The organism is Microbacterium sp. BR1 (genome assembly GCF_002812725.1).
GTDB lineage: Bacteria > Actinomycetota > Actinomycetes > Actinomycetales > Microbacteriaceae > Microbacterium.
This window is the reverse complement of the sequence record NZ_NMUN01000005.1, coordinates 102,185-114,488: the sequence shown is the minus strand read 5'-3', so window position 1 is coordinate 114,488 and position 12,304 is coordinate 102,185. Positions and strand designations below refer to the sequence as shown.

Annotated in this window: 12 protein-coding genes; all 12 read left to right on the top strand. The window is 69.7% G+C overall.

What is annotated here, in order from left to right; all coding sequences use genetic code 11:
- Window positions 1-131 precede the first annotated feature (131 nt).
- The 12 genes from CGU35_RS10305 to wecB all read left to right on the top strand — a co-directional run bounded on the left by CGU35_RS10305 (window position 132) and on the right by wecB (window position 12,301).
- Window positions 132-728: a MazG family protein gene (locus CGU35_RS10305; RefSeq protein WP_232711274.1), complete on the top strand. Its 597-nt coding sequence runs from the start codon at window positions 132-134 to the stop codon at window positions 726-728.
- Between the two features lie 59 nt (window positions 729-787).
- A complete protein-coding gene (hisS, locus tag CGU35_RS10300; protein WP_219811459.1) occupies window positions 788-2,053 on the top strand; it encodes a histidine--tRNA ligase in 1,266 nt (421 codons plus the stop codon).
- 93 nt (window positions 2,054-2,146) lie between these two features.
- A complete protein-coding gene (locus CGU35_RS10295; protein WP_100811483.1) occupies window positions 2,147-2,965 on the top strand; it encodes an SGNH/GDSL hydrolase family protein in 819 nt (272 codons plus the stop codon).
- A gap of 86 nt (window positions 2,966-3,051) precedes the next feature.
- Window positions 3,052-4,701 (top strand): sodium-dependent transporter, encoded by a 1,650-nt coding sequence (locus tag CGU35_RS10290; protein WP_100811482.1) that lies wholly within the window; start codon window positions 3,052-3,054, stop codon window positions 4,699-4,701.
- On the top strand, window positions 4,698-4,865 hold the full coding sequence (locus tag CGU35_RS18145; protein ID WP_103662950.1) for a MetS family NSS transporter small subunit: 168 nt from the start codon (window positions 4,698-4,700) through the stop codon (window positions 4,863-4,865). The genes CGU35_RS10290 and CGU35_RS18145 overlap by 4 nt, the downstream gene beginning before the upstream one ends.
- 40 nt (window positions 4,866-4,905) lie before the next feature.
- Window positions 4,906-5,616: an O-methyltransferase gene (locus CGU35_RS10285; protein ID WP_100811481.1), complete on the top strand. Its 711-nt coding sequence runs from the start codon at window positions 4,906-4,908 to the stop codon at window positions 5,614-5,616.
- 104 nt (window positions 5,617-5,720) lie between these two features.
- The gene (gene eno / locus CGU35_RS10280) at window positions 5,721-7,001 is read left to right on the top strand and encodes a phosphopyruvate hydratase (RefSeq protein WP_100811480.1); all 1,281 of its coding nucleotides are present in this window, start codon (window positions 5,721-5,723) and stop codon (window positions 6,999-7,001) included.
- A gap of 33 nt (window positions 7,002-7,034) precedes the next feature.
- A complete protein-coding gene (locus tag CGU35_RS10275; RefSeq protein WP_232711259.1) occupies window positions 7,035-7,610 on the top strand; it encodes a septum formation initiator family protein in 576 nt (191 codons plus the stop codon).
- Window positions 7,611-7,653: 43 nt separating this feature from the next.
- Window positions 7,654-8,193, top strand: coding sequence for a DUF501 domain-containing protein (locus CGU35_RS10270; protein WP_100811671.1), 540 nt, complete (start codon window positions 7,654-7,656; stop codon window positions 8,191-8,193).
- Window positions 8,194-8,231: 38 nt separating this feature from the next.
- Complete coding sequence (locus tag CGU35_RS10265) at window positions 8,232-9,473, top strand: S8 family peptidase (protein ID WP_100811672.1); 1,242 nt, start codon at window positions 8,232-8,234, stop codon at window positions 9,471-9,473.
- Window positions 9,474-9,513: 40 nt separating this feature from the next.
- The gene (locus tag CGU35_RS10260; RefSeq protein WP_374935754.1) at window positions 9,514-10,956 is read left to right on the top strand and encodes an NAD(P)/FAD-dependent oxidoreductase; all 1,443 of its coding nucleotides are present in this window, start codon (window positions 9,514-9,516) and stop codon (window positions 10,954-10,956) included.
- Window positions 10,957-10,996: 40 nt separating this feature from the next.
- Window positions 10,997-12,301 carry a non-hydrolyzing UDP-N-acetylglucosamine 2-epimerase gene (gene wecB / locus CGU35_RS10255; RefSeq protein ID WP_100811478.1) on the top strand — a complete coding sequence of 435 codons (1,305 nt, stop codon included), beginning with the start codon at window positions 10,997-10,999 and terminating at the stop codon, window positions 12,299-12,301.
- The last annotated feature ends 3 nt before the right edge of the window (window positions 12,302-12,304 follow it).

Genomic DNA, 12,304 nt, shown 5'->3' with positions numbered 1-12,304 from the left:
TGGGGCAGGATGGTGCGATGCAGGAGCGAGAGGAAGCCAGCGCGGCGCAGCACGCCGGAGAGCTGACCGCGCGGCGCGCCGGAGAGCTGAGCGTGCGCCGCGCCGAGGCCCTGGCCACGGCGGCCGAGACGATGCGGCTGGTTCGTGATCGTTGTGTCTGGACGCAGCAGATCACACACCGCGACCTCGTCCCGTACCTGATCGAAGAGAGCGCCGAACTGGTCGACGCCGTCGAGGCCGGGTCGCGCGACGAGCTGCGCGAAGAGCTCGGTGACCTGCTCTGGCAGGTGCTGTTCCACGCCGAGATCGCCGCGCGCGACGCAGAGGACCCCTTCGACATCGCGGATGTCGCGGACGGGTTGACGGACAAGATGGTGCGCAGGCATCCGCACGTCTTCGGCGACGACGTCGCCGAGACCCCCGAGCAGGTGCTCGTGCTCTGGAATGCGGCGAAGGCGGCCGAGAAGAGCGAGCGGCGGAGCGTGCTCGATGGCGTGGCCCCGGGGATGCCGTCGCTCGCGCTGGCGCAGAAGCTGCTCGGCAAGGCGTCTGGGCTCGTGCCGGCACCGGCGCCCACCGTGACGGTCCCGGACTCCGAGGCCGAGCTCGGCGACTCACTCCTCGTTCTCGTGGCACAGGCCCGGGCCCGGGGATGGGACGCTGAGCGGGCGCTGCGGGAGCGCCTGCGGACCCTCGACTCCGACATTCGCGCGGCCGAGGCCGACTGAGGTGCTCTTCGGCGGGATGAAAGGATAGGGACGTGGCATCCGTGAACCCGCCGCGCGGCATGCGCGACTTCCTCCCCGCCGAGAAGGCCCGTCGCGAGCGCGTGCTCGCCGTCATCCGCGACCGCTACCGCGCGCACGGTTTCGACGAGATCGAGACCCCCGTCGTCGAGGACTACGAACGCCTGCACGCCGGAATCGGTGGCGACAACGAGAAGCTCTCGTTCAGCATCCTGCGCCGCGGCCTCGACGCCGACGGAATCCGGGCCGCGGCGGACGACCCGGCCGCACTCGCCGACCTCGGCCTGCGCTACGACCTCACGGTGCCGCTCGCCCGCTTCTACGCGTCCCACCGCGCCGAGCTCCCGACCGTCTTCCGCGCCGTGCAGATCGCGCCGGTCTGGCGCGCCGAGCGCCCGCAGAAGGGCCGCTACCGCCAGTTCGTGCAGTGCGACATCGACGTTCTGGGCGATGCGACGCCCCGCGCCGAGGCCGAGCTGATCGCCGCGACCCTCGACACACTCGATGCGCTGGGGCTCGCGGGTGGGACCGTGCGCATCAACGACCGGCGCGCGCTCGACGCGATGCTCGCGGCATTCGGTTTCGCGGACACAGAGCGCCCCGGGGTGCTGATCACGATCGACAAGCTCGACAAGGTCGGACCCGACGGCGTCGTGGCCGAGCTCCGCGAGCGTGGCGCGACCGCGGCCGCGGTGGATGCGTTCGAGGCGTTCCTGCGCCGCCCGCAGACGCGGGAGTTCACCCCCTACGGGGAGCGGCAGATCCGCAGGGCGCTCCCGGAGGGCGTCCCGGACGAGGTCGTGGCGCACCTCGTCGGCCTCGGCGATGCGGTGGCAGCGGCTCGACCCGCATCGGACGCATCCGGGATCCCCCTCGTCTTCGACCCTTTCCTCGTGCGGGGGATGGGGTACTACACGGGCACGATCTTCGAACTCGCGCACCCCTCGGTCGGGTATTCGCTCGGTGGCGGCGGGCGCTACGACGGGATGATCGGGCGGTTCCTCGGCACCGACGTTCCGGCGGTGGGGTTCTCGATCGGGTTCGAGCGCATCGTCGACCTGGTCGAGGCGGGAGAGGATGCCGCGGCCACCGCGGTCGTCCTGGTGCACGACTCGGACGTCCCCGTCGCCGAACTGCTCGCGCTCAAGGCGGCGTTCGTCGCCGAGGGCGCACGTGTTCGACTCGAACGGCGCACGAAGAACCTGAAGCCGACACTCGAGCGCGCGGTGTCCGACGGTTACACGGCTTTCGCGAGCGTCGGCGCGGGTACCACACGCGCCTCGCTCGAGCTGAAGCCGCTCACCTGATCCGGCGCGCCCGGCTCCCGGAGCCCGGTTCGCGCACGCAGGCTTCGCCGCCGCGACAGACGGTGTTCACCTCGCCGGGGTGCAATCGCGGGTATGAGCCGCACACGCATCGCGCTGATGATCGGCGCGACACTGGCGGTCGTGGCGGCCGTCACCGGCGGGTTCGCGATCGGCGCACGGGTGCTTCTCACCCGTCAGGCGGCCGTGGCGCGGCGAAGGATCGGCAAGCCCCTGGGTGAGCTCGCCCCGCGTTCGGACCGGGTGTGGCGCAAGCAGTTGCCGGGTCGGCCGGTCGAGCTGCTCGTGCTCGGTGATTCGATCGCGGCGGGACTCGGAGCCGATCGGCGCAAGGACACGCTGGGCGCCCGTCTCGCCAAGGGCATGGCGGTGCGCCTGGGCCGCCCCGTGCGGCTGCGCACAGCCGCGATCGTCGGGTCCGAATCGTCGGCGCTCGCGGAACAGATCGACGGCCTGCCCGCGCGGTATGTCGCCGATGTCGCCGTCATCGTGGTGGGGGGCAACGATGTCACCCACCGCATCCCGGTGGCGGTCTCCGCCGGGCACCTGCGGGCGGCGATCGTGCGCCTGCACGAGCGCGGCATACCGGTCGTCGTGGGCACGTGTCCCGATCTCGGGGCGCTCCGCCCCGTGCCTCAGCCCTTGCGGACGCTCGGATCGCAGATGTCCCGGCAGCTCGCCGCCGCGCAGGCCGCGGTCGCCGAGAGGTCCGGTGCGACCGCGGTTTCGCTCCGGCGCGCGGTGGGCGCCGTGTTCTTCCAGCAGCCGGACGAGATGTTCGGCGTCGACCGTTTCCACCCGAGCGCGCTCGGGTATCGGCGTACCGCCGAGGCACTTCTGCCGGTCGTGATCGAGGCGGTGCGGGTCCGGGCCGAGGTGCTCGACGCCGTGTGACGCAAGCCCTCGCGGTCGCGTCGACCCGGCTGATAGCGTGCTCACCACGAATGCCGGAACATCGACACTCACGACGCGGGAGCAGCATGGCGCGGATCGCGAAAGACCAGCAGACGGATGCCTCGACGCAGTCTCCGGACAGCAGGCCGCGCGAGCAGTGGACGGGCCAGGTCGGGTTCATCCTGTCGGCGATCGGTTCCGCCGTCGGGCTCGGCAACATCTGGCGGTTCCCGGGTGTGGCGTATGAGAATGGGGGCGGCGCGTTCCTGATCCCGTACCTCATCGCGCTGCTGACCGCGGGAATCCCGATCCTGTTCCTGGACTACGCGATCGGCCACCGTTTCCGCGGTGCCGCGCCGACCGCCTTTCGGCGCCTCGGGGGACGGTCCGGGCGCTGGATGGAATCGCTCGGATGGTTCCAGGTCACTATCGCCTTCGTGATCGGTCTGTACTACACGGTCGTCATCGCGTGGTCGCTGAGCTTCTTCGTCTTCTCGTTCGACCTGCGGTGGGGCGACGACCCGGCCGCATTCCTGACGGGGGAGTATCTCCAGGCCGGCGACCCCGGCTTCAGCCTCGAGTTCGTGCCCGGCGTGCTCATCCCGCTCGCGATCGTCTGGGTCCTCGCCATCGTCGTGCTCGCCGCCGGAGTCGCGAAGGGTCTGCAGCGCGTGAACGTGATCGCGCTTCCCATCCTGGTCATCGCGTTCCTCATCCTGGTCGTGCGCGCGCTCTTCCTCGACGGCGCGGCCGAGGGACTGGGCGCCCTCTTCACCCCGGACTGGGCGGCGCTCGCCGACCCCAACGTCTGGATCGCGGCGTACAGCCAGATCTTCTTCTCGTTGTCGATCGCGTTCGGCATCATGATCACCTACGCGTCGTATCGCAAGCGGCGCTCCAACCTCACGGCGCCCGGCCTGGTGGTGGCGTTCTCGAACTCGTCGTTCGAGATCCTCGCGGGCATCGGGGTGTTCGCGACGCTCGGATTCTTCGCCTTCAGCCAGGGCGTGACGATCGACGAGCTCGAGGGGCTCACCGGGGTGGGCCTGTCGTTCGTCACGTTCCCGGCGATCGTGTCGCAGATGCCGGGCGGACCGCTCTTCGGCTGTCTGTTCTTCGGGTCGCTGACCCTCGCCGGCTTCACCTCGCTGGTGTCGGTCCTGCAGGTCGTTTCCGCGGCCGTGCAGGAGAAGTTCGGGCTCTCGACCCGCCGGGCCGCGCTGACCATCGGCATCGTCTCGGCCATCCTGTCGATGCTGATCTTCTCGACCACGACAGGGCTGCTCGCCCTCGACGTCGTCGACCAGTGGGCGAACAACATCGGCATCGTGGCATCCGCCATCCTGACGACCGTTCTGGTGCTCTGGATCGCGCGGAAGGGACCCGAGCTGCGCTACCACCTCGACGCCCTGTCCACCTTCCGGGTCGGTCGCGTCTGGATCTTCCTGGTGAGCGTGCTCGCCCCGGTCGTGCTCGGCTACATGCTCGTCTCGCGAATCGTCGTGCTCGTCACCGAGGGGTACGGGGGTCTGCCGCCCTGGTATCTGCTCGTGTTCGGCTGGGGCACCGTCCTCGTGCTCGTCGTGGGCGCCGTGGTGCTGTCGGTCCTGCGCTGGAAGCCCTCGCCGGACGACTTCACCGCGTGGCCGGACTATCCGCCCGCGAGATTCGCGTCGACGCCGACGGCTGCCGTGGTCGGCGCGGAGGCGCCTGGCGCGACGGGAGCACGGTCATGAACCCGTTGGCGGTCGTGTTCCTCGCCCTCTCGATCGTGATCGTGTGGGGAGGGATGGTGACGAGCATCCTTTTCCTGCGACACCGGCCCGAACTCCCCGAGTACCCGCCGGGAGCCGTCGACGACGACCGGGAGTCCGCCGGCATCATCGAGCACGACACATGACGCGAGACATCATGCGACACAGGACGGTGGGCTCGACGCGATGACGGAATCGAATCCCGCGAACTGGCGTCGCACCGACGAGTACCTCGTAGACACGCTCGTCGGCCATGACACGGCGCTCGAGTCGGCGATTGCCGCGCAGACGGCGGAGGGTCTTCCCGCGATCGAGGTCGCGCCCGTGGCCGGAAAGCTGCTGCACCTGCTGGCGCGCATCGCGGGCGCTCGGCGCGTGCTCGAGATCGGGACGCTCGGGGGGTACTCCACGATCTGGCTGGCGCGGGCGCTCGATGAGCCGGTTCGCGCGGGAACGGGCGGATGCGTCGTCACGATAGAGGCCGAGGCGCACAACGCGGCCGTGGCCCGCGCCAACCTCGACGCCGCCGGAGTGGGGGAGCGGGTCGACATCCGAGTGGGGCGCGCGGCCGACGTGCTGCCGACGCTCGTGGGCACGGAGCCGTTCGACCTCGTCTTCATCGACGCAGACAAGGAATCGAATACGACCTACCTCGACTGGGCGGCGAAGCTCGGGCGTCCGGGCACCGTGATCGTGCTCGACAACATCGGACGCGAGGGCGAGATCGTCGACCCGCACACGACCAACCCGCAGGTCGCCGGCACGCGCGCGGCCCTCGAGATGCTCGGCGCGGATGCCCGGTTCGACGCGACGGCGCTCCAGACGGTCGGGCTCAAGGGCTGGGACGGGTTCGCCGTCGCGCTCGTCACGGACGCGCCGACGCCTAACGCCCGGTGAACGGCGCCCGCGCAGCCTGGACGACCGCGACCGCCTCGCTAGACTGACCGAGGACCGACGACGCTCCCAAACCACCCGCAGTGCACGAGCAAGGAGTCAAACACGTGGCACTCATCGAGGCAGTAGGCGCCCGCGAGATCCTCGATTCGCGAGGCAACCCGACAGTCGAAGTGGAGGTGCTGCTCGACGACGGAATCGTTCAGCGGGCCGCTGTTCCCTCCGGCGCATCCACGGGAGCGTTCGAGGCGTACGAACTGCGCGACGGCGACAAGAGCCGCTACGGCGGCAAGGGCGTCCTCAAGGCGGTCGACGCCGTCATCGACGAGCTCGGCCCCGCCCTCGAGGGCATCGAGGCGAGCGAGCAGCGCATCGTCGACGAGATCCTGATCGAGACCGACGGCACCGAGAACAAGAGCCGTGTCGGCGCGAACGCCATCCTCGGCGTCAGCCTCGCGGTGGCCAAGGCCGCGGCCGACTCGGCCGACCTGCCCCTCTTCCGCTACCTCGGCGGCCCGAACGCGCACGTCCTGCCCGTTCCGCTCTTCAACGTCATCAACGGCGGATCGCACGCCGACAACGGCATCGACATGCAGGAGTTCTTCCTCGCCCCGATCGGCGCCGAGACCTTCGCCGAGGCGCTCCGCTGGGGCACCGAGACCTACCACGTCCTCAAGGGCGAGCTGCTGAAGGCCGGCTACGCCACGGGCCTCGGCGACGAGGGCGGGTTCGCCCCCGACCTGCCCAGCAACCGCGAGGGCCTGGACTTCCTCATCACGGCGATCGAGAAGGCCGGGTTCAAGCCCGGAACGGAGATCGCGCTCGGCATGGACGTCGCCGCGACGGAGTTCTTCAAGGATGGCGCGTACGTCTTCGAGGGCAAGAACTGGACCGCAGAGCAGCTCACCGACTACTACGTCGAGCTCGCCGACGCGTACCCGATCATCACGATCGAGGACGCTCTCGCGGAGGACGACTGGGATGCCTGGAAGCACCTCACCGAGAAGCTCGGATCGAAGATCCAGCTCGTCGGCGACGACCTGTTCGTGACCAACCCGACCCGCCTGGCGGACGGCATCAAGCGTGGCGTCGCGAACTCGCTGCTGGTCAAGGTGAACCAGATCGGCACCCTGTCCGAGACGCTGGACGCCGTCGACATGGCGCACCGCGCGGGCTACACGACGATGTTCTCGCACCGTTCGGGTGAGACCGAGGACACCACGATCGCCGACCTCGCCGTGGCGACCGGCTCGGGTCAGATCAAGAGCGGCGCGCCCGCCCGCAGCGAGCGCGTCGCGAAATACAATCAGCTTCTGCGTATCGAAGAAGAGCTCGGCGACGCCGCGGTATTCGCGGGTCGCTCGGCCTTCCCCCGCTACCAGGGGTAACGCACCGAAGCAGGAATGAAGGAGGGGGGAGCCGTGGCGAAACGACCGGCTCCCCCCTCTTCCGCTTCCCGCCCGGCCGCCGCCCGGCGCCCGAAGGCTTCGCGCGCCACCGATCGCGAACGCAGCGTGCGCCGCGTCGATGTGCGCGGGTGGCTCGGCGGGGTGCGGCTCTCGGGGTTCATGGTCGTGATGATGAGCCTCGTGGTGCTCGCCGCATTCGTTCTGGTGCCGACCTTCGGCAACTTCGTGCAGCAGCGCCAGACGATCGCCGCGCTCGAGGCATCCGTCGTCGCGGGGCAAGAAGAGGTCGAGCGGCTGAGCCAGCAGCAGGAACGGTGGGGCGACCCCGCCTACATCACGACGCAGGCGCGCGAGCGGCTCTACTACATGCGGCCCGGGGAGGTCGTCTACCTGGTCGTCAACGACCTTCCCGCGGAACTCCAGCCGACGGACGCGAAGCCCGTCAGCGCCGACGTCATCGAGACCCCGACCGACTGGATGACCCAGCTGCTGGCGTCGGTGACCACGGCCGGACTCGCCCAGACGGTGACCGAGCCGACGATCGGCGTGCCAGACCCCGAGCCGTCCACCGATGCGCCCGCTCCGTGACGCACGCGCGGTCCGCACGGTCTCTGGCGATTACCCTGGTCAGGTGACGACTCCGCCTTTCGCCGCGCCCACCGAGGCCGAACTCGCGGTCGTCGGCGCGCAGCTGGGTCGTCCCGCCCGCGGTGTGCTCGGCATCGCCGCGCGGTGTGTCTGCGGGAATCCGACCGTGGTGGCGACGTCCCCGCGGCTGCCCGATGGAAGTCCGTTCCCGACGTTCTACTACCTCACGCATCCCGCCGCCACGGCCGCGATGAGCGAGCTGGAGGCGACGCACGTCATGGCCGAGCTCCAGGACCTGCTCGTCGACGACGACATCTCCGACGAATACGCGCGCGCTCACGCGGCGTACCTCGCCGATCGCGCCGCCTACGGCGAGGTCGACGAGATCGCGGGCATCTCGGCCGGGGGCATGCCGGTCCGTGTCAAGTGCCTGCACGCCCTCGCCGGACACGCGCTCGCCGCCGGACCGGGCGTCAACCCCATCGGCGACCGCGCCCTCACCCGGTCGAGGTGGTCGCCCGACGTGTGCGAGTGCGAGACGCCGGGTTCCCGGTCGGATTCGGCGTCGGAGCCCACGTCGTGAAGCGCTGGCGTGCCCTCGCACTGCTGCTCGCGACGGTGATGGCCGCGACGCCGATCGCCGTCGCGCCCGCCGCCGCGGCCTCTGCGTTTCCCGACGACGCGGCCGATCCCGTACGCGCCGCCGAGTACTGGCTCGATTCGCTGGGCGTGCGCGCCGCGTGGCAGACCACCCGCGGAGCGGGACAGACGATCGCGATCATCGACACCGGTATCGGTTCGGGCCCGCCGGAGTTCCAGGGCGCGGTCACCGGGGGAACGGATGTCTCGGGTCTCGGCAGCTCGGATGGCCGTACCCCCGTCGGGGTCGTCGACTCCAATCACGGCTCGTGGGTCGCGTCGCTCGCCGCCGCACGCGGTACGGCGAACGGCACCGGCATGGTCGGGGTGGCGCCGGAGGCGGAGTTACTCTCGGTGTCGCTCGGCTTCGGCTCATCCGCGACCGTTCCGTTCGTGGAGCAGGTGGCCACCGCCATCCGCTGGTCGGTGGACCACGGCGCCACCGTCATCAACCTGTCCTTCACGACGAACACGCTGGCCTGGGATCCGCTCTGGGACAGCGCCTTCGAGTACGCGTTCGACCACGACGTCGTGGTCGTCGTGGCTGCCGGAAACCGCGGCAGCGGGACGACGCGTGTCGGCGCCCCCGCGACGATCCCCGGGGTCCTGACCGTCGGCGGCGTCGACCCGCAGGGCAACGCGAGCGTGCAGGCGTCGACCCAGGGGTACACGATCGGGGTGTCCGCGCCGAGCGAGAACCTGCTGGGCGTCTCCGCGGACGGACGGATCGTGCAGTGGAGCGGAACGAGCGGCGCGGCGCCGATCGTCGCGGGCATCGCGGCGCTGGTGCGGTCGGCGCATCCGGAACTCGACGTCGCGAACGTCATCAATCGCCTGATCAAGACTGCCCGCCCGGCGGCCGGAACCGATCCGCTGCTCTACGGGGCCGGGATCGTCGACGCGGCCGGTGCGGTCTCGGCGAGCGTCGCGACGGTCACCGAGAACCCGATGGGCAGCCTCTCGGAGTGGATCCGGGTGTACCGTCGCGCGGACTCCGGCCCCGTTCCGGATCAGACCGTTGCGCCGGTCGAGGTCGAGGCGCTGCCGCCCGCGGATCAGGCGACCCCGGCCCGGTCGCCCCTGCTACCGTCGCAGGAAAGCCTCATCTACGGCACTCTGCCGCTCGCCGCGATCACGCTGGCTGGTATCCTGGTGGCGCTCGGCGTCACTGCAGCTGCCCGGCGAGTCAGAACGGCGCGCGATTCACGCACGCCGAGCAGTTGAACTGTCAAGGAGTTCCCTTCACGTGACTAACATCGCGCCCGTGACTAAGACCGTGCCCAAGGTCCTCGTCGTCGGCGGCGGATATGCCGGTTTCTACACCGCCTGGAAACTCGAGAAGCACCTCCGCAAGGGCGAGGCCGAGGTCACGATCGTCGACCCGCTTTCGTATATGACCTACCAGCCGTTCCTTCCCGAGGTCGCGGCCGGATCGATCGAGGCGCGGCACTCCGTGGTGTCCCTCCGTCGCCATCTGAAGCGCACGAAGGTCGTCACGGCGAAGGTGACGGGCATCGACCACGCGAACAAGACCGCCACGATCACGCCCTCCGTGGGTGACCCGTGGCAGGAGACGTACGACCAGATCGTCGTCACCGCCGGTGCTGTGTCGCGCACCTTCCCGATCCCGGGCATCGCCGACAACGCGATCGGTCTGAAGACGATCGAAGAGGCGGTCGCCATCCGCGACCGCCTGATGTCGAACTTCGACAAGGCGGTGCTGCTGCCCGCCGGTCCCGAGCGCGAGCGCCTGCTCACGGTGGTCGTGGTCGGTGGCGGGTTCGCCGGTATCGAGGTGTTCGCCGAGCTGCGCTCGTTCGCCTCGGCGCTGCTGAAGAACTACCCCGAGCTCAGCTTCGACGAGACCCACTTCCACCTCATCGAGGCGATGGGTCGCATCATGCCCGAGGTCTCGCTGAAATCGAGCGAGTGGGTCCTGGCGGACCTGGCCAAGCGCGGTGCGTACGTGCACCTCGACACCCAGGTCACCGGCGCGGTCGATGGAAACGTCGAACTGTCGACGGGTGAGGTCATCCCGAGCGACATCATCATCTGGACCGCCGGTGTCATGGCGAACCCCGAGGTCGTTCGTGGTGGCGACCTGCCGGTCGAAGAGCGCGGACGCATCCGCACCCGTCCCGACCTGCGCGTGGGCACCGACGACGACATCGTCGAGGGCGCCTGGTCGGCAGGCGACGTATCTGCCGTGCCCGACCTGACGGGCAATGGCGTCGGCGGGTACTGCGTGCCCAACGCGCAGCACGCCGTCCGCCAGGCGAAGCTGCTGGCCAAGAACCTCACCGCCGTGCTGCGGGGCGAGCTTCCGCAGGATTACATCCACCACAACCTGGGTGCAGTCGCGGGTCTCGGTCTCTACAACGGCGTGTTCCAGTCGAACAAGATCGCGCTCAAGGGCTTCATCGCGTGGCTCGCGCACCGCGGGTACCACATGCTCGCGATCCCCTCGTGGGAGCGCAAGTTGCGCGTCTTCGGCGGCTGGTGGAACAACTTCTGGCTGGGCCGCGACCTCGTGAATCTCGAGACGGTGCAGACGCCGCGTTACGTTTTCGAGGAGTTCGCGGCGCGTCCGCGACCGGCACAGGCAGCACCGAGGACGGATGTCCCGGCACCCGCCGTGGACAAGCCTGCCGGGGCCGCAAAGGGTGCGAAGTCCGCTCCCGTCGAGAAGGCGGCGGCTTCGCGCTGACCTCCCGACTCGCGGGCGCGCGAGTCGATAACGTGAGCGCATGGAAGAGACCACGCCCCACGACAAGCTGCACGCCGTCTTCGTCGTCGGCACCCGGCCCGAGGCGATCAAGATGCTGCCGCTCATCGTGGCGGTGCGCGACAGTACCCGGTTCGAGCCGATCGTCGTCTCGACGGGCCAGCATGCCGAACTGGTCGCGCACGTCCTCGCGATCGGAGGGATCACTCCGGACGTCACGTTCGATCTGCCGCCGGCGCCCCGCACCCTGAACACGCTGTTCGCAGCGGTGCTCGTGCGGCTCGAGGCGTTCCTCCACGACCGCTTCGGACCGCCTCTGCCGCCCGCAGAGGCGCCCTATGCGACCGGCTATCCGGCCGCGGCCTTCGTCCACGGCGACACGACCAGCGCCGCAGCATCGGCTCTCGCGTCTTTTCATCTGCACCTGCCGGTCGTGCACGTCGAGGCGGGTCTGCGGACGAACGACACCCTGTCGCCGTTCCCCGAGGAGCTCAACCGCCAGCTGATCAGCCGGATCGCCGCATGGCACCTGGCGCCGACGGAACGCAACAAAGAGAATCTGATCCGCGAGCACATCGCCGGGTCCCGCATCTTCGTGACGGGCAACACCGCGATCGACGCTCTCCACATCGCGGCGAGCCTCGACGTGCCCTACGACTATCCGCAGCTGGCGGACATCGAGGATCCCGACGGACCGAGGGTCGTCGCCGTCACCGCGCACCGGCGCGAGAACTGGGGTGCGCCGCTCGAGCGCGTCGCCGATGCCGTCGGGATACTCGCGATGACGCACCGGGACGTCCGCTTCGTGGTCGCGCTGCATCCGAATCCGGACGTCGCCGCCGTCATGGTGGCGCGCTTGTCGAACGAAGAGAACGTCTCGCTCGTGGGACCGATGGGCTACGAGCAGTTCGCGAAGCTGCTCAAGCGCTCGACGATCGCGATCACGGACTCCGGGGGTATCCAAGAAGAGGCGCCCTCCCTCGGTACACCCGTCATCTGCGTGCGCGAGACGACCGAGCGGCACGAGGGCGTCGAGGCGGGCACCGTGCAGCTGGTCGGCACCGACACGGCGCGGATCGTCGCCGCGGCATCCCGTCTGCTCGATGACGAGAGGGCCTATGCCCTCGCGACGACCCGACGCAACCCCTATGGCGATGGGCATGCCGCCGAACGCATCGTTCGCGGGCTCGAGCACGTGATCTTCAACACCCGCCCGCCGCAGCCTTTCGGCCCGCCCGGATTCGATCGGCTCTCGGTTCTGCGCGCCGCGGGCAGCGAGGATCCGATCGAGCTGGGCCTCGTGCATCCGTGGGGCGATTCGTGGTGATCG

Bases quoted from the DNA above. Each gene is read 5' to 3' on its own strand.
- CGU35_RS10305 (WP_232711274.1), top strand. From the start codon at position 132: ATGCGGCTGGTTCGTGATCGTTGTGTCTGGACGCAGCAGATCACACAC.
- hisS (WP_219811459.1), top strand. From the start codon at position 788: ATGCGCGACTTCCTCCCCGCCGAGAAGGCCCGTCGCGAGCGCGTGCTC.
- CGU35_RS10295 (WP_100811483.1), top strand. From the start codon at position 2,147: ATGAGCCGCACACGCATCGCGCTGATGATCGGCGCGACACTGGCGGTC.
- CGU35_RS10290 (WP_100811482.1), top strand. From the start codon at position 3,052: ATGGCGCGGATCGCGAAAGACCAGCAGACGGATGCCTCGACGCAGTCT.
- CGU35_RS18145 (WP_103662950.1), top strand. From the start codon at position 4,698: ATGAACCCGTTGGCGGTCGTGTTCCTCGCCCTCTCGATCGTGATCGTG.
- CGU35_RS10285 (WP_100811481.1), top strand. From the start codon at position 4,906: ATGACGGAATCGAATCCCGCGAACTGGCGTCGCACCGACGAGTACCTC.
- CGU35_RS10265 (WP_100811672.1), top strand. From the start codon at position 8,232: ATGGCCGCGACGCCGATCGCCGTCGCGCCCGCCGCCGCGGCCTCTGCG.
- wecB (WP_100811478.1), top strand. From the start codon at position 10,997: ATGGAAGAGACCACGCCCCACGACAAGCTGCACGCCGTCTTCGTCGTC.